At 61.8% G+C, this 16,370-nt stretch carries 14 protein-coding genes; 8 read left to right on the top strand and 6 right to left on the bottom strand.

Going from position 1 to position 16,370, the window contains the following annotated elements:
* Positions 1 to 23 precede the first annotated feature (23 nt).
* The 4 genes from AB4Z42_RS08840 to AB4Z42_RS08825 form a co-directional block, all read right to left on the bottom strand.
* Entirely contained in the window at positions 24 to 956 is a 933-nt protein-coding gene (locus tag AB4Z42_RS08840) for an SDR family oxidoreductase (protein ID WP_442008737.1), read from the bottom strand.
* Positions 957 to 1,002: 46 nt separating this feature from the next.
* Complete coding sequence (locus AB4Z42_RS08835) at positions 1,003 to 1,833, bottom strand: CbbQ/NirQ/NorQ/GpvN family protein (protein ID WP_442008736.1); 831 nt, start codon at positions 1,831 to 1,833, stop codon at positions 1,003 to 1,005.
* Positions 1,834 to 1,848: 15 nt separating this feature from the next.
* Positions 1,849 to 3,519 carry a nitric oxide reductase activation protein NorD gene (locus tag AB4Z42_RS08830; RefSeq protein WP_442008894.1) on the bottom strand — a complete coding sequence of 557 codons (1,671 nt, stop codon included), beginning with the start codon at positions 3,517 to 3,519 and terminating at the stop codon, positions 1,849 to 1,851.
* A 66-nt stretch (positions 3,520 to 3,585) separates the two neighbouring features.
* The gene (locus AB4Z42_RS08825; protein WP_442008735.1) at positions 3,586 to 4,563 is read right to left on the bottom strand and encodes an oxygenase MpaB family protein; all 978 of its coding nucleotides are present in this window, start codon (positions 4,561 to 4,563) and stop codon (positions 3,586 to 3,588) included.
* Between the two features lie 127 nt (positions 4,564 to 4,690).
* Here AB4Z42_RS08825 and AB4Z42_RS08820 point away from each other — a divergent pair, with 127 nt between their 5' ends.
* Both AB4Z42_RS08820 and AB4Z42_RS08815 read left to right on the top strand, forming a co-directional pair.
* Positions 4,691 to 5,335 carry a TetR/AcrR family transcriptional regulator gene (locus AB4Z42_RS08820; RefSeq protein ID WP_442008734.1) on the top strand — a complete coding sequence of 215 codons (645 nt, stop codon included), beginning with the start codon at positions 4,691 to 4,693 and terminating at the stop codon, positions 5,333 to 5,335.
* 1,349 nt (positions 5,336 to 6,684) lie between these two features.
* The gene (locus AB4Z42_RS08815; protein ID WP_442008733.1) at positions 6,685 to 7,071 is read left to right on the top strand and encodes a hypothetical protein; all 387 of its coding nucleotides are present in this window, start codon (positions 6,685 to 6,687) and stop codon (positions 7,069 to 7,071) included.
* Here AB4Z42_RS08815 and AB4Z42_RS08810 read toward each other — a convergent pair.
* Together AB4Z42_RS08810 and AB4Z42_RS08805 are read right to left on the bottom strand one after the other, a co-directional pair.
* The gene (locus AB4Z42_RS08810; RefSeq protein ID WP_442008732.1) at positions 7,055 to 7,516 is read right to left on the bottom strand and encodes an NAD-dependent epimerase/dehydratase family protein; all 462 of its coding nucleotides are present in this window, start codon (positions 7,514 to 7,516) and stop codon (positions 7,055 to 7,057) included. The two genes, AB4Z42_RS08815 and AB4Z42_RS08810, sit on opposite strands and share 17 nt — an antisense overlap.
* 136 nt (positions 7,517 to 7,652) lie before the next feature.
* Positions 7,653 to 8,414: a hypothetical protein gene (locus AB4Z42_RS08805; RefSeq protein ID WP_442008731.1), complete on the bottom strand. Its 762-nt coding sequence runs from the start codon at positions 8,412 to 8,414 to the stop codon at positions 7,653 to 7,655.
* Positions 8,415 to 8,679: 265 nt separating this feature from the next.
* Here AB4Z42_RS08805 and AB4Z42_RS08800 point away from each other — a divergent pair, with 265 nt between their 5' ends.
* Genes AB4Z42_RS08800 through AB4Z42_RS08775 form a run of 6 tightly spaced genes read left to right on the top strand, consistent with a single transcriptional unit; the run spans position 8,680 to position 16,266 of the window.
* Positions 8,680 to 9,882, top strand: coding sequence for an MCE family protein (locus AB4Z42_RS08800; RefSeq protein ID WP_442008730.1), 1,203 nt, complete (start codon positions 8,680 to 8,682; stop codon positions 9,880 to 9,882).
* Positions 9,882 to 10,913 (top strand): MCE family protein, encoded by a 1,032-nt coding sequence (locus AB4Z42_RS08795; protein WP_442008729.1) that lies wholly within the window; start codon positions 9,882 to 9,884, stop codon positions 10,911 to 10,913. The genes AB4Z42_RS08800 and AB4Z42_RS08795 overlap by 1 nt, the downstream gene beginning before the upstream one ends.
* A complete protein-coding gene (locus AB4Z42_RS08790) occupies positions 10,903 to 11,973 on the top strand; it encodes an MCE family protein (RefSeq protein WP_442008728.1) in 1,071 nt (356 codons plus the stop codon). The genes AB4Z42_RS08795 and AB4Z42_RS08790 overlap by 11 nt, the downstream gene beginning before the upstream one ends.
* Positions 11,970 to 13,349, top strand: a complete 1,380-nt coding sequence (locus tag AB4Z42_RS08785; protein ID WP_442008727.1) for an MCE family protein — start codon at positions 11,970 to 11,972, stop codon at positions 13,347 to 13,349. Before AB4Z42_RS08790 ends, AB4Z42_RS08785 begins: the two co-directional genes overlap by 4 nt.
* A complete protein-coding gene (locus tag AB4Z42_RS08780) occupies positions 13,346 to 14,551 on the top strand; it encodes an MCE family protein (RefSeq protein WP_442008726.1) in 1,206 nt (401 codons plus the stop codon). Before AB4Z42_RS08785 ends, AB4Z42_RS08780 begins: the two co-directional genes overlap by 4 nt.
* The gene (locus tag AB4Z42_RS08775) at positions 14,551 to 16,266 is read left to right on the top strand and encodes an MCE family protein (protein ID WP_442008725.1); all 1,716 of its coding nucleotides are present in this window, start codon (positions 14,551 to 14,553) and stop codon (positions 16,264 to 16,266) included. The genes AB4Z42_RS08780 and AB4Z42_RS08775 overlap by 1 nt, the downstream gene beginning before the upstream one ends.
* The last annotated feature ends 104 nt before the right edge of the window (positions 16,267 to 16,370 follow it).

The raw sequence follows: 16,370 nt of genomic DNA, 5'->3' as shown, positions 1-16,370 counted from the left end.
AAACGTCAAACGGGACGGGCGCGCTAATGCGATGGCGCCGCCGTGCCTTGACGCGGTATACCCATCGCAAGCCGTGTGACCTGGTGCATCACTCGCGTCGGCATGAGGCGATTGGCGGCACAGAGCATGTGCGCGTCCCAACCGACCGCGTGGCGGGTGTACGGGCCCTTTGCGCCGAGAACTTGCTCAAGCCCTTTAGCGAAGCGCTCGGGCTTGCCTGCGAACCGCATCGCAAAACGGCCTCTGCGCTCAAGGTTGGTGTTCACTGGCGCATAGGGCCCGTCGAAACCCCGGTAATCCGGAGCCCCTTCGTCGGTGATTATGTCGGTGTCGAAGGTGCCGGTGATCAGCACGCTGACACCGAGACCGAGTGGTGCGACCTCGTTGGCCATCGATTCGGCCCACCTTTCCGACGCACCCTTCACAGCGGAATAGGCGGCGATCGCAGGCATGCCGCGGACACCGCCAGCGCTGGAGACGATGACGATGCGCCCTTCACCGGCTCGTCGCATCAGAGGTAGCAGCTCCTGCGTTAGTGCTACCGGCCCGAAGAGGTTGGTGTGGAACATGTCCCGCCATACGTCGATTCCCATTTCCTCCACACAACCCACGGCTGTCACCCCCGCGTTGTGCACGACCGCGTAGGGCGCCCCCACTGCCTCCTCGATCGACCTCGCTGCGGATGCGATCGATTCAGCATCGTTGAGGTCGAGTCGGACGCCGATCAATCGCGGATCCTCGGCGTCTGCCTCGCAAGCCGATCGGATCTTCGCCAGGCCGTCATCCGGATTTCGCATGGCACCGACGACACGCCAACCGCGCTTGTACAGGTGGACGGCGGAGGCCAACCCGAGGCCACGAGAGGCGCCCGTGATGACAACGGAACGTCCTTGCGGAGTCGTATGGTCTCCCAGCCGATCACCGCCGGGCGATGGTCTCCTCTGTGCAGTGGTCATCGATGCTCTCCCTCGGATCTTGGCCTTTGGATTCTTGAAGGTTCGATCACCCGGAGGCACCGAAATACACCTCGATCATCTCGAGGAGCCCCGCGGTAGTTGCGGCGTCGTCGCTAAGTGGCCCGGCAATCGCGGCTCGTGACGCTTTGGCCGGGTCGAGACCGTCGGCGATCAGCCGTCCTGCGGCTATCAACACACGTGTGGAGGCAACCTCGCGGAGCCCGGCATTTTCGAGCCGACGGATCGCATGGCCGAATTGAACAAGTTCACTCGCTTGCTTCCGGGTGATGCCGGCCTCCGCGGCGACAACCTTCTCTTCGACATCGTTCGGTGGAAAACCGAACTCGATGGCCACCATCCGTTGGCGCGTTGAGTCCTTGAGATCCTTGAGCACACTTTGGTATCCGGGGTTGTAGGACACCACGAGTCCGAACCCCGGAGCGGCCTTGAGTGTGATTCCCAGGCGCTCGATCGGCAGCTCCCTCCGATGGTCAGCAAGTGGATGAAGCACGACCGTCGTGTCTTGTCGCGCCTCGACGACCTCGTCGAGATAACACAGCGCACCTTCCCGGACGGCTCGCGTAAGCGGCCCATCGACCCATTCCGTCTCGCCTCCGCGAAGCAGGAAACGCCCAACCAAGTCGGCGGTCGTCAGGTCGTCATGGCACGCGACGGTGATCAACGGCCTGCCGATGTCGTGAGCCATTGCCTCGACGAATCGCGTCTTTCCGCATCCGGTCGGCCCTTTCAGCAGGATTGAAAGCCCCTGCCGGTGGGCGGATTTGGAAATCTGCTCCTCGTCGCCGACTCCGACGTAGCACGGCCGCGTTTCGTCCGTCGACGTCCTTCGGTCATTGATGGTGCCGTTGAGTGTCACTGGCCAAGATTCCCTTCATTGTCGTGAATGTGCGGATACGCCAAGCGCTCTCGCTTGTCGCTGGCTCTTCCGACGGCGGGCCTCAGCGGATCTCAGCGCTGAATGAAAGAGGGGCCCCACCAGATCCGCAAGCTTTTCTGGCCGAGATATGGTCGCGTGTGCGGCGGAGCCGAAGACGCGGCGCAGCTCTGCGACGTCTGTACTTGCGCCGACTGTCAGGCAGAGACATCCGGTGCCACGACGCCGAGCCTCGGCCAAGGCCCGCCGGGCATCGGCGGCACCGTAGTCTCGTTCATAACCGAGGTCGTAGGCAAGGCCATCGGAGATCACCACGAGCAGGCGTCGCGTAGTACCCGACTTCTCTTCCAGCACGGCTGACCCATGCCGGATGGCAGCCCCGAGTCGCGAATAAGCCCCAGGAACGATGCCGTAAAGACGATTCATCACCGATTTATCGAGTTGGTGGTCGAACCTTTTGATCGGCATGACGTTGACCGATGAGCGTCCTTGGGAAGCAAACGCATAGAGCGCAACTCGATCGCCAAGGTGGTGAAGCGCGTCGACCAGCGCCGCTGCGGTTGCGCGTTGCTGCTCGTGGACGGTGCGGCCAACCGTGCCGGGTTCTGCGGTTGAACCGGAGACGTCCAGGAGCACCAGCACACCTAGGTCCCTTCGCCGCCGGAGCGTGTCGACGTAGACGGCTTCGTCCGGAGATGACCCCGCCAACGTTTCAACGCGTGCCTCTACCGCCGCGTCGATGTCGATGTCATCGCCTTGGGACTGGCGGTGGCAGTGTTGTAGGCCGACACCAAGGCGTGCCAGCGGTCGGCGAAGCCGAGAGTCGGTGTGCGTCTCTGTGACTTCGTGCTTCAGCTCGGGGAGCGACTCGTGCACGGTGCACCAGTCCCAGCGATACTGGTGCCGGTACACGTCCCATTCCGGGTAACTGAATCCGTTGGTCTGGCCCGGCTCGTCGTCAATGCCACTCGAGGTGGCGCGGCTGAGGACGGCGTTCACGCCGCGCACTCCCGAGCGGGTTCGGTGGGTGGGGGAGTCGGAGCCAGGCGGGCCACTTCCGCTGAGTTTCCGGACCGAACTCGTCAGCTTGGCGAACAGCTTGCCCAGCGGTCCACTCCCGCCGACGGGGCTACTGAAGGGATCGTCGAAGTCGGAACAGTCGTCGGCGTCCGCGTCCAACTCCTCGAGCGGCTTGCTCTGCGTCTTGCGCGGAATGTGTTCGTTCGCTTCGGTTGTCTGCTGCGACTCGGGCTCCTTGGTGAGCAGTTTCCGTGGGTGGATGGCGCCGAAGTGCGGTGGCGGCTCCGCGACGGGCTCACGGGTGCGGGCGACCTCGTAGGAGTCCTCGGCTGAGCTCGTCCGTGCGTCCCGCTCGAGCAGCCGACTGAAACTCGATGGCAGTAGTGACGAGTTCGCCTGCACCGCTCGGACGCCTTCGATCGCCAGGTATCGACGTGCCAAGTTCGGGCGACGCACCAATTTGGCCGCTATCGCCGACTCGAGACTGCCGGCCGAGATCAGGCTGGACTGCACCGCCAACGCCGATAGTCGCTCTTGCGCCGTCATGTCAGCGTCGACATAGATGGTCTGACCGTCGGTCCATGCCGGTTCGCCTGAACCGGCGTGCTTGACGGCGACGGGGCGCCCAGCCAGTGCCGACCCCAGCATCTCGAGCCGCCGCAATGGGTCCGGCCCGTCGAACGTCGCTATTTCCGCGTCTTGGGCCGTCAACCGTCAGTGCCCGTACGTCTCGACGGCACCCGGGGAGAACGAGGTCAAACCGAGTCCCTTGTAGTGCGCGACGAGCCGTTCGTACTCCCACTTGTTCCGCGCCAGCGGCGTGTGGAGCAGTCGGGTCGGGAAGCTACGGTAGGCAAGGCGCAGCACCCTCGTCGCAATCGCGAATATGAGCTGGTGGCGGCGAGTCCAAGGGACGGGGACGATCGCGCGCACCTTCGGATGCATGATGCCGAATCCCAGCACTGTGACCAGGTGGCCGACGGCCGGCGCCACGAGCGTCCACACGGGTTGAAATATCGAGGGCACGTACTCCGGACGCTTTGGTCGGAGCGTCGCGTCGACGACGATGTCGAGGCTCTCCGTATGCGTCAGGGTTTCATCCACCATGCGGTCGTAGTACGCGCAGAGGTCTTCGTAACGTTCTGCGAGTTGTCTTGCGCGTCCGGCCATCTGGAGGCCCTCGCACATATGTCGGAAGCGGTCCCAAATCGCCTGATTATCGGCCGGACTCAGCGTTTCGCCACCGACGGCGATGAAGACACCGCGATGCATGAAGAAGATGCTGATGAGGTTCCAGTTCCAAGGCTCGGGGCTCAGGGCGCTGTAACGCTTACCGTCGGGTTGAACGCCCGTGAGATCTCGATGTAGCCGCACGAGCCGCTCCATCTCGTCCTGACGGTCAGCCTTGTGGGAGAAGAAGGCGAGCTGGTCGGATGCCGCGGTTCGTCGCGCGCGGTTGAAGGGGTCATCTCGAATGCGCGCCGTGTCAACCAGAGATGCCGAAACCGCGGGATGCATCATCTCGTCGAAAAGGGCAGGCGCGAACATCGCGACCAGTTTGGAGCCCATGATGCGCTCGAATCGGTCGGCGACAGGCGAGCTCAGCGTTCGCACGTCGTCCATCGCCTGGACCTCACGATCGCCTATGGCTGCGATCGGTGCGACTGAGACGTCGTGGGAGTCGACTGACATGCGCGCTCCATTCCCGATGAGCGGACCTTTTGGTGCCAGACGGCACCAAAAAGTATTCTGGAGTCAGACTGCACCAAAAAATCGTACGGGTCAAGCGATACAGGAGGCGTGGGACACAATGGTCTCTATGTCGGCGAAGCGGGCGTATGGCGGCGTCGCCGCCGATGAGCGTCGTGCCATCCGACGCGCAGCGCTGATGGAAGCTGCCCTCGACCTCTTCGCCAAGGAAGGCGCGCGCGGAGTCTCAAAGCGCGCAATATGTGCTCGCGCTCGGCTCAACGATCGCTACTTTTACGAGCACTTCACCGACGCTGATGCGGTGATCGAGGCAATTGTCCAGGACGCCACCCTCAGGGGACTCGAGGCGGTCGGTGCAGTGAACCAGACGGCCGCCCCAGACATCCGCGCCCAAGTCCACGCGACTGCCGTCGCGGCACTCGACTTTCTCACTTCTGATCCGAGACTGGTGCAACTTCTCCTGCGTTCGCATACTTCTGAGGTTCTGCAACAAGCACGGCTGGAGAGTGCCCGCGCGATCGGTCGAGCTATGGCCGCGCTGATCAACAAGCCGCCCAGCGCAGGCGCACACGAACTCGATTCCGAGATGGCTGCTTACGCACTCGTGAGCGGAGCGATGGAAGTCATCGCCGGCTGGCTGCGCGGAGAGTTTGAAGTCAGTCAGGATCACGTCGCTGCCATCGTCGCGGGTCTGCTGCTCAAGACCGCTGACTTATCCGCGGAACTCGCCCACGGCGGCATCCAGCCTAAGTAAATCGAACCGACAGACTTGCGGGCGCCGGTCTGGAGGTCAAGTGGTCGCAGCATTCAGCCGTCGCACCGTTGGTCGAGTTCTTGTGACGCCGCTGCGGTGTGTGTGCGCAGGCGAGCTCAAGTCCCAAAGCGGCTCAACGTGTCGGAGGGTCGGCCTATCGTGTCTGCGTACGCCGTTGCCATCGCAGTACTGGCACAGGTCGGCAGGGGGATTGGTGCTCGGGTTCGCAATCGTTGAAGGGCAACCAAAGGCGGATGCCACTGCTGTATCGCCTGCTCGTGGCAAACTGTTCTCTGCACGATAAGCGAGTGCGTCGTGCAAGAGTCGGCTTTTCCGCAAAGTCCTTCGGCTGAGCTCGCCGTCGTATGCAAATTCAGCAGACACGGCCGAAGGCCCCGTCTAGTCGATGGCTAGTACGGCGAGAACGGCGTTACTATTTTGCGGCCAGCGGAGACCCCGACGTAGTACTCGCCCCGACGCCTTGTGTGTAACTTCGCCCCGACATGCACGCCCGCGTATTCACCGCCGGGTCCGACGCGGCCGACCCGTAGCGTGTGACCGAGGCTGCCACGGACATACCGGGGACGGCGCCGGTTGATCTTGCGCCTGATCCGGCGTCCACGGGAGGCGCCGGTGGACGCGAATCGGCCCCGCCGGTCGCGCTTGTAGGTGCGTCGCTTCGCCATTAGGCGCTCGCAAAATGAACGCGGGCCTGGAGGCCGTAAATTGACCTCTGTTCCTCGGCGCAAGTCCTACACATCGTGAGCACCTCACATCGATGATGTCCCCCTCAGTCGATTCTATCGTCGAGATGCGCCAAAGCTGTTGAATTACAGCTGATGTCGCCGAGTAAAGTGGCTCGCGGCCCACATCATGCGTGCTGTCAATCGAGGGGCCTCCTTGGGCACATTTTGGGCACACTCGGTGTCCACGGAGGTCAATTCTGGTGAATCACACCAAATGTCATTTCGCAGCTCAGCGCAGGTTCGGCTAAGGGACCAGCACCCGGAAACGGGTTCGATTCCCGGCAGCTCCACCGAACGAGACGGGCCAGGACGATAGTCCTGGCCCGCTTCTCGTTTCATCAATAACGAAGAGCACATAGCGGGACTCAAAATAGCGGTTGCCCACGGCGACTTCGCTCGTACCTCTCACGGCCCTGTCGTGTCCGGGCTTGGATCGCCCCACCGGTCCCGAATCGCTGTCCAGGGGTCGGCGTAGCGTCCTTCAAGCCGGCGGTAGGGCGAGTGCCAACTTAGGTAGACACGTACCGCCGGTGCCATCATTCTCATTACGACGCGGCGCCATCCCACGATCGATTGCAGTTGTGTATACACATCCGGCAGCGAATGCTGTTGAAACTGAAGGGCATCCTGGGCATCGTCGGTATCCATCAAACCGGTGGCAAACCATTTACGATCGTCGTCTGGATCGCCGGGTCGGCCTGCGGGCAGCCCACCCCGCATGCCCATGGCCGCGGCTGTGTCGGCGCTAATCGTGGGCTGAATGGTGCGATGGCTCGCATCACCACCGATGAGAAACACTTCACGCGTGCGATTTGTGATCGCCGCAGCCGCGAACGCCCGCCCAGCGTCGCGCACATCAACGGTCTGTATTCGTCCGTCGGCGGGAAGGACACCTTCGAACAACACAAGATCCCGGTCGATTCGGTAACGCGGCGCGGCCGTCAGAACGCCGCCGAGTCGCAAAATCACCCAGTCAGTTTGAATCGGTGATGAGGTTTTCGGCGAGGAACTTGTGCGAGCCATAAAGATCGCTGGGGTTGCGAGCGGTCGCGGCGGTCAGTACATCGCGATGTGGGTTGCGTGCTCCGTAGACGGCAACGCTCGACGCCAATACCAGACGAGCCGGCGTCTCCCTCGCACTCATCGCGCTGACTAAATGTTCGGTGGCTTCGACGTTGACCGCACGTGCAAGCTCGCGCTTGGCATAGCAGAAGGGGGGAATGACCGCTGCAAGGTGGATTACGACCGTCGGTGCTACCTCTTCGATGAGCCGTCGCACGTCGGCCTGCTTCGTCAAATCCGCCCAAGCCACCCGAACCCCGGACAACGCCGCGAGGGCGCCTTCGCGGTGGCGGTGGGCAGGGACGTCGAGGTCGCTGGCAACCACGGTGTGACCTGAGTCGGCAAGCGTGGCAACGACTGCCGTACCGACCAACCCGAACGCGCCCGTTACCAGAATCTGTTGAGCGGTCAGCGAAGGCAGCCTTCCTCGTTCGAAGATCTAGGTCCTAATGTCCTTGGGCCCGGATGTCGCGCATAGAGCTACATAGCGATCTGTTCCACCGCGCGCTTTAGAACGTGACCGCGAGATTCTGACTGGCCAGTCTTCGAACACCCCAGAAGTAGGTGACGAGTGGCATGGTGCACCACAAGAGGTTCAACAGAATGAACTTGATCCACATGTCAAGCGGACTTGCCACGTTCTCCATATTGTTCGCGATCTCGACGCCGAAGTAGACCGCCGGCAGCATCACCTCGACGATCATTCCGCCCATGATGAACGAGAGTTGATTGTTGGTGAACCGCTTTCCGTTTCGGAAGAACTGCACCAGTGCATAGAGCTCGAACGCTCCGACGAAGACGGCGACCCATTCGAGGGTGACGACGAGCGGATCTCCGTTCAGGTAGCGAGCATCGCCACCGAGGAGGTAAGGAGACCACATGTACGTCCACACTGACCCCTCCAGCACGCCCGCTCTGATCTGATCAAGGAAGAAGAGCCACGGCAGTTCCCATATGAATCTCGGAGTCAGAGCGATGAAAACCCAGACGATCACCATCGCACCGAGCCGCTCGGACCTCGTACGGTCACGTTGGTCCGGAAGCGGAAGCCATGGCAGCGCGAGCGCTGTCGCGAAACAGCAGACGACCAGGATCACCAGTGTGTTGGACGCAATGGTGTGCGACAACCCGACGTGATATTCGAGGAACCAGAACAGCGGTTGGAGCACGACGAAGACCGCCACGATGCCGAAGAGCGCCTTCTGCAGTGAGGAGAGTCCGCGCTTCGCTGAAGCGCTTCGCTGGTCGTCGCGGCTAGTCGTCTCTGTCATGAATCGGAACTCCGTTGATGGTCGTGGGGCGCTCGGTGCATGACTAGATCGGCCAGGCTTCACACATGGGTTTGTCCGCCGTCCTTAATGATTTGTCGGGAAATACATATCATAGGCGATAACATTGTATCTGCTATTTTATGTGCCTATCATCATCGCGGGTCTGCCTACGGGGTGCAGCGGGTCGAATCGTCGAACCGGGGTGTGGTGGGTCTGAAGAGCTCGCGTTCATCGGACACACGTGTCCAGTAGCCAAAGGGGGAGCGTGGCGACGCCGGACCTCGGGGCACGCAAAGTTCGTGTCGCCGCGCTCGTCATGGCGCTATTGATCACAGCGGCAGTGGGTTTCACCTACCTTGCCTACGCGGGGGCTTTCGTCAGGACGGACGTGATCACCGTGACGTCGTCGCGGGCTGGCCTGGTGATGGACCGAGATGCCAAGGTGAAGTTCCTTGGAGTCCAGATAGGACAAGTCAAGGACATCGAGTACGACGGTGCGTCGGCACAGCTGACCCTGGCTATCCGTCGAGCCGAGATGGCGCGCATCCCGGCAAACGTGATCGTTGAGATCGCCAGCACGACGGTGTTTGGTGCCAAATCGGTCGCGTTTCTACCGCCGGAGCACCCCTCCGCCGACCGCTTGAAGGCCGAAGCTCACTTGCAGGCCTCCGACGTCGCTGTTGAGGTCAACACACTGTTCGAGACGTTGGTCGACACTCTCAACAAGATCGATCCTGTCGAGCTCAACTCAACCGTCTCGGCGCTGAGCAATGGCCTGCACAGTAACGGGCCTAACGCCGGCGAAGCCCTTGTGGGCCTCAATGAATACATGGCCAAGATCAATCCACTACTGCCCACTCTTCAATCCGACATCCGAAAAGTTGGGACCGTGGCCGACATCTATTCCGACGCAGCCGACGACCTGAACACCGCCCTAGGTCATATCCCCACGATCAGCCGTGCGATCACCGACGAACAGCACAATCTGACCGCCACTTTGCTGGCCGCGACTGGTCTGGCGGAGGCGGGCACCGCCGCGCTTGGGCCCGCTGAGAACGACCTGATCGCCGCCGTGCAACGGCTGCGGGCACCGTTACAAGTCGCCGGTGACTACTCACCGGAATACAGCTGTCTGATAACAGCTTTAGCGTCGGCCTACCGAAAGTTCGGACCCTATATCGGCGGCATAAAACCTGCGCTGTTCGTCAACGCTGGCTTCATTCCTGGTTCAGCCGCCTACACATATCCGGAGAGTCTGCCCATCGTCAATGCTTCAGGCGGCCCGAACTGCCGTGGTCTTCCGAATGTGCCCACCAAACAGGGAAACGGCTCGTGGTACCGACCGCCGTTTCTGGTCACCGATAACGCCTACGTGCCATATCAACCCAATACCGAACTACAGTTTGATGCGCCCTCGACTCTGCAGTTCCTTTTCAACGGCGCCTACGCCGAACAGGACGACTACTGATGGCCGGCACTCGAACGGCGGTGGCCGTGGGCGCCTTCACCGCGGTGATGCTTTTGGTTCTCGCCGGTCTCGTGATCACATTCGGGCAGTTTCGGTTCGGCCCCAGCACCACCTACCACGCTGAGTTCGCGTCGGCGTCTCGGCTCAAAACAGGACAGGATGTCCGTATCGCTGGTATCGCCGTCGGCAGTGTCGACGACATCGAAGTCGATGGCGACCACGCGAGAATCACGTTCAGTGTCGATCGCAGTCAGCAGTTGTACACCTCGAGCCGCGCCGCCATCCGGTATCAGAACCTTGTCGGTGACCGCTACCTCGAGATTGCCAACGCGCCAGGAGACTTACGTCAGCTTGCCCCTGGCGCCACCATCCCGCTCAGCAACACCGAACCCGCCCTCGATTTAGATGCGCTGCTAGGCGGGCTGCGTCCGGTGTTGAAGGGCCTCGACGGCGCCAAACTCAACGAAGTAAGCAACGCCATCATCGAGCTATTGCAAGGCAAGGGAGGCGCGCTCGCCGATGTGTTGTCGAACACCGGCGAGTTCACTCAGACACTGGCACAACGTGACCAACTTATCGGTGAGGTCATCGACAACCTCAACGTTGTGCTCGCCGCCGCGGACGATAAGAGCACCGAGCTCAACGACAGCATCGACCAGTTGCAGCAGCTGATCTCCACGGTGAACGGCGGGCGCGATTCTGTCGCAGGGGCGCTGCCTCCCTTGGCTGCCGCTCAGCAGGACCTCACTGAGCTGCTGGCCACAAGTCGGCGGCCCCTGCAGGGCGTTCTCGAGAATGCCGGTCCACTGGCCGCTGCGCTCGACGACCGCAAAAAAGATGTCAACGCGACGATCGAACCGCTGGCAGAGGACTACCTGCGGCTCAGCGCGTTGGGGGCCTACGGGTCGTTCTTCAACATCTACTTCTGCTCGGTCCGCATCAAAATCAACGGCCCTGCAGGTAGCGACATCCTGCTCCCGGCAGTGAGCCCTCCGACAGCGGACAAAGGCAGGTGCAACTTTGCCAGGTAGAGCTGCACCGCAACGTGATCCGCTGCGGACCGGAGTCATCGGCATAGCCGTTTTGGTCTGCCTGATGTTGGTGATGTTCGGCTACACAAAGCTGCCGTTCTGGCCTAAAGGCATGCACTACGTGGCCTACTTCAGCCACGCTGGCGGCATCACGGCTGGCAACCCCGTCCAGGTCTACGGGGTCACCGTCGGTACGGTTGACTCCGTTGAGCTGGCTTTCAGCGAACACGCCGCAAAAGTCGGTTTCACGGTTGACCGCCACATCCGGGTCGGTGACCAGTCGCTCGTCGCCATCAAGACGGACACCGTTTTAGGGCAGCGATCAGTCGATGTGACCCCTCGCGGAGGGGGAACGGTCAATTCAATACCATTGGATCGCACGACCACTCCCTACACGTTGAACAATGCGTTGCAGGATCTTGGTCACAACGTCGGCGAACTCGACCAACCGAAATTCGTTGACGCACTGCAGGTCCTGACCGACGCCATGCGCGATGCCACACCTGAGTTGCGCTCAGCGCTTGACGGCATCACAGACCTGTCTCGCGCCGTCAATACCCGAGACACGAAGATCCAGGAGATGCTTCGGCACGCCAAGTCTCTGTCCGATGTGGTGGCGGCACGAGCGAATCAAATCAACCAGCTGATCATCGACGGCAACACGTTGTTCGCCGAACTGTCGGCGCGGCGCCAGGCCATCGACCAATTGATTTCTGGAATCAAAGCTGTCGCACAACAGATTTCTGGCTTCGTCAACGACAACCGTCATCACTTCGGCGTCACGCTCGACAAGCTGAATCTCGTCCTGGACAACCTCAACCAACGCCGCGAACACATCTCAGAAGCCCTCAAGCGACTGCCGGCGTATTCCACCGCGCTGGGTGAAGTGGTCGGTTCTGGGCCAGGTTTCCAAGCCAACGTTTACGGCGTGCCACCATCGAGTATCGGCGCGGTCCTCTTGGACTCCTACTTCCAACCTGGCAAGGTTCCCGACAGCCTGGTCGACTTCCTGCGGGGCTTTCTCACCGACCGCGCCATCATCAGGCCGAAATCCCCATGAAACCACTGAGTTCCGTACTTCGTCGCCGGTACCCGCGAGCCGGCCTGCTAGCAGTCCTTCTCGCCCTCTTCGTAGGGGGGATGGTGATGGCCTTGCCGGAGCAACGCTCGCTGACCGTAACCGGGTACTTCTCCTCGGCCGTCGGCCTGTACCCGGGGGACCGAGTGGAAATCCTCGGCGTGCCAGTAGGAAAAGTAGAGTCCATCAGGCCCGGCGAAGACAACACCAAGATCACCTTCACAGTGCAAGACGGGATTGCCGTTCCAGCCGACGCGGCAGCGATCATCGTCGCGCCGAACCTTGTGTCTGCACGGACAATCGAGCTTGCCCCGATGTACTCAGGGGGTCCTAAACTCGAAGACAACGCCACCATCGGCGAGGATCGCACCGCGGTTCCGGTCGAATGGGACGATGTCAAAGAAGAACTGACCACGCTGAGCGCCCAACTCGGCCCCCACGACGGTTCGTTGCAGGGCCCACTCAGCCAAGCGGTCGACCAAGCGGCGACCACGTTCGACGGCCAAGGCCAGCGATTCCGCCAAGCGGTACGCGAACTCTCTCAAACCGCCGGCCGCCTAGGTGATTCCAGCGCCGACCTGGCGGGAACGGTCAAAAATCTCCACACCCTCGTTGATGCGCTGTCGCGCAGTAACGATCAGATCGTGCAGTTCTCCACCCATGTCGCGTCGTTGTCACAGGTGTTCGCCGACAGCTCGACTGACCTCGCATCATCGCTGGACGCCCTCAACTCGGCGCTAACGGACGTGCGAAGCTTCCTCAACGACAACAACACGCGCATCACCGGCCAAGTCCAAAAGCTCGCCGACTTCACCACACTGCTGACCGAGCACAGCACCGACATCGAGCAGGTGCTCCATGTCGCTCCCAACGGTTTGGCCAACTTCTACAACATCTACAACCCCGCGCAGGGTTCGATCGGCGCGATTCTTTCGCTACCCAACTTCAGCAATCCCGTCCAGTTCCTGTGCGCGGGAGTCTACGACGCAGGCGCGACACCGGAGTACTACAACCGCACCGAGATCTGCCGCCAGCGGATGGCGCCAGTCCTCAAACGCTTGATGATGAACTTCCCGCCGGTGCTCTTCCATCCGATCACGAGCATCACCGCTTACAAGGGCCAAATGATCTACGACACACCGGCCACCCAATCCAAAGCACAGACTCCGGTGTCGCAATTGCAATGGCAGCCGCTACCGGGAGTGACGCCCATCGACATGCCACCCGGCTCTGACATTTCAGCGCTGCTGCTCCCATCCGCCTTCCCCCCACCTGCACCCGAATTCGAGCCCGCAGCGCCGTCAACAGATGACCCCGGCGCACCGCCCGGCCCGCCCCCGCAAGGGCCAGGCGGATGAACGACATTGCACTGCTGCGGATTCAACGAGCACGCTGGACGCGCGCGGCCCTCGCCGCCGGACTGGCGGTCTCACTGATCACCGGTTGCCAATTCGGCGGCCTGAACTCCCTTGATATGCCCGGCACGGTAGGTCACGGCCCCGGAGCGTTCACGATCACCGTCGAACTTCCCGATGTCTCCACACTTCCGCAGAACTCCCCGGTGATGGTCGACGACGTCACCGTCGGCTGCGTCTCCGGTCAGGAGGTCAGGCTGCGCGCCGACGGAACGTTTTACGCCGCGCTGCAGCTATCGTTGAGCCCTGCGGTCAAGCTGCCCGCCAACGCGACCGTCACCGTCGGACAAACATCACTACTGGGTTCCCAACACGTCGAGCTCGCGGCACCGACCCTCGAAGCGGCTAAAGGTGAATTGTCCAATGGAGCAACCATTCCGATCGAGCGCGCCGAGCGGTATCCCAACACGGAGGAAGTCCTATCGTCGCTCGGTATCGTCGTTAACAAGGGCAATCTCGGTGCCGTGCAGGACATCACCGATGAGCTCTATTCAGCTGTCGCAGGCCGCGCTGGACAATTCGCCGATCTACTGCCCCGGCTTACGGAGCTGACCAACTCGCTTAATCAGCAAAGTGGCGATATCGTCACCGCAATCGAAGCGGTCAGCCGCGTGACGGGCAAATTCGCCCAACACAGCGCTCAGCTCTCCGAAGTGCTCGACACGATCCCCGAGGCTCTGCGGGTGCTCAACAGCAACGGTGCGCAGTTCGTGAAGACGTTCGCAGCGCTGCACCACTTCGCCGAGATCGCCGCCCGTATCCTCGCCCAGACCAAGGCAGACTTCGCCGCCGACCTCTCACACGCTTATGCCGTCGTCAAGCCGCTCAATGAAAGTTCGCAACAGCTCATCGACGCACTGCCCATTTTGGCGACCTATCCCTTTCCGCAGACCGGCATCAAACAAGCGGTTCGCGGTGATTACCTCAATGCGATCGCCACCCTGGACCTGACCGTTCGCCGGTTCGGGGAAAACGTCTTCACCACCTCAGGGCTGGATCCGAATATGAAGCATCTCTCCGAAATTCTCACCGCGCCCGACTATTTGATCGGCGCCGAAGCCAGCCTGTCCGGACAGGCCGCAGATCCCTTCAAATTCCCGCCCATGCAATCTGTGCCCCCCGCGTCTTCGCCGGGACACCGTTGATGCTCACCCGTTTGGTGCGCTGGCAGCTCACCGCATTCGCCGTCGTCACCGTCCTCGCGATCGGTGTGATGACGTTCTTCTACATACGCGTACCTGATGCTCTGGGCTGGGGCACCTACGCTGTCACCGCGGACTTCGCCGCGACCGGCGGAATCTACAAGAATGCGAACGTCACCTACCGCGGAACGACTATCGGCGAGGTCACCGATGTCGAATTGACCGACCACCTCAGCGTCGATGTCCAGATGCGACTCGACGCCGACACCCCGGTTCCCGCTGACGTCATCGCCGAAGTCAAGAGCGTGTCAGCCATCGGTGAACAGTACGTCGACCTGACCCCCGCTGCCGAGGGCGACAGCACCGAAATACTGCGCGACAGGGGGCAGATCGACCGGTCGCACACCTCCTTGACCAGCGACGTGGCCACGCTGCTGCGAGAAGCGCAAGCCTTGGTCAACTCGCTCGATCAGAGCAGAGTCGAAGACGTCCTGCGGGAGACCGCCCAGGCCTTCGGCGAGTCCGGTCCGGAGCTCGCGCGCCTCATTTCCTCGACGAGAACACTCGTTGATGAACTCAACAACAGCAGCGATGCCACCGCATCGCTGATCGATCAGGCGGGTCCGTTGCTTGACACCCAGATCCGCAGCGGCGACGACATCAAATCCCTCGCCGATGGACTGGCCCGGTTCACCGCTGAGCTGCGAAACGCCGATCCCCAGCTACGCACCCTGCTCCAAGAGGCGCCCTCAGCTGCCGACTCAGCCACCAGCGTATTGAACGGGATCAGCCCGTCCTTTCCCGTGCTGGCAGCCAATTTGGCCAATTTCGGCCGGATCGGTGTCATCTACAACAAATCCATCGAGCAGGTCCTCGTCGTCCTGCCCGCCGTGACAGCCGTGCTGATCAACGCTGCCGAACAACTGCCCGCCGACGAAGGTGTGAAAGTAGATTTCAAGTTGGCGCTCGGTGATACACCGCCGTGCAACGTCGGCTTCATACCTCCATCTATGATCCGGTCGCCGGGCGACGAGACATTACGTGACCTTCCGCCCGACATGTATTGCAAGGTGCCGTTCAGTTCGTCCTCGGTAGTGCGCGGCGCCCGCAACTATCCGTGCCAGGAATTTCCAGGCAAGCGCGCACCCACTGTGCAACTGTGCCGCGATCCGCAAGGCTATGTGCCAATCGGCAACACACCGTGGCGCGGACCGCCGGTTCCCGAAGCCACCCCGATTACCGACCCGCGAAACATACTGCCCTACAACAAATTTCCATATATACCGCCAGGGGCCGACCACGACCCCGGGCCGCCGGTCGTTCAGTTGCCCCCCGGCGTACCACCTGGACCCGGACCCGTGCCGCTGGCACCGTTCCCGCTACCGGTCCCGCCCGTTACTCCTGGCCCGCAGCCACTGCCGCTTCCATATTTCCCTCCGCCCGACCAGTGGGTCCCGCCCTACGGGCAAGCGCCACCACCTGCGGCGAATCCACCGCCTCTGCCCTCCGGGGACAGCGTGAACCCTGCACCTCTGCCCGCCGAAGCGCCGGCCGCCGCTGGATATGGCCGTGTCGAGTCAAGCGGGGTGGCGATCACGACCTACGACTCGCACACCGGAAAGTTCCAATACCCCAACGGCGAGATCGGTGTGTTTTCAGTGGCATCTGATAGGGCCGAGAACTGGGTTGATTTCATGCTGGGCCCCAAGCAGCTATGAGGCGGCGCGCGTCGACCTCGCGGCAAAAACCCACGCTCGGCATAGCATCAATGAACAATGTCGATGTCAACCACTCGCCATGGGGAGCCAACGCACGCTCGCGG

Origin of the sequence: Mycobacterium sp. 2YAF39 (assembly GCF_052114565.1) — a bacterium.
Classification (GTDB): Bacteria; Actinomycetota; Actinomycetes; order Mycobacteriales; family Mycobacteriaceae; genus Mycobacterium.
Note: the sequence above shows the minus strand (reverse complement) of the source record. Positions and strands in the feature narration are given on the sequence as shown.

Bases quoted from the DNA above. Each gene is read 5' to 3' on its own strand.
- AB4Z42_RS08840 (WP_442008737.1), bottom strand. From the start codon at position 956: ATGACCACTGCACAGAGGAGACCATCGCCCGGCGGTGATCGGCTGGGA.
- AB4Z42_RS08830 (WP_442008894.1), bottom strand. From the start codon at position 3,519: ATGCTGGGGTCGGCACTGGCTGGGCGCCCCGTCGCCGTCAAGCACGCC.
- AB4Z42_RS08825 (WP_442008735.1), bottom strand. From the start codon at position 4,563: ATGTCAGTCGACTCCCACGACGTCTCAGTCGCACCGATCGCAGCCATA.
- AB4Z42_RS08820 (WP_442008734.1), top strand. From the start codon at position 4,691: ATGTCGGCGAAGCGGGCGTATGGCGGCGTCGCCGCCGATGAGCGTCGT.
- AB4Z42_RS08815 (WP_442008733.1), top strand. From the start codon at position 6,685: ATGCTGTTGAAACTGAAGGGCATCCTGGGCATCGTCGGTATCCATCAA.
- AB4Z42_RS08805 (WP_442008731.1), bottom strand. From the start codon at position 8,414: ATGACAGAGACGACTAGCCGCGACGACCAGCGAAGCGCTTCAGCGAAG.
- AB4Z42_RS08795 (WP_442008729.1), top strand. From the start codon at position 9,882: ATGGCCGGCACTCGAACGGCGGTGGCCGTGGGCGCCTTCACCGCGGTG.
- AB4Z42_RS08785 (WP_442008727.1), top strand. From the start codon at position 11,970: ATGAAACCACTGAGTTCCGTACTTCGTCGCCGGTACCCGCGAGCCGGC.
- AB4Z42_RS08780 (WP_442008726.1), top strand. From the start codon at position 13,346: ATGAACGACATTGCACTGCTGCGGATTCAACGAGCACGCTGGACGCGC.
- AB4Z42_RS08775 (WP_442008725.1), top strand. From the start codon at position 14,551: ATGCTCACCCGTTTGGTGCGCTGGCAGCTCACCGCATTCGCCGTCGTC.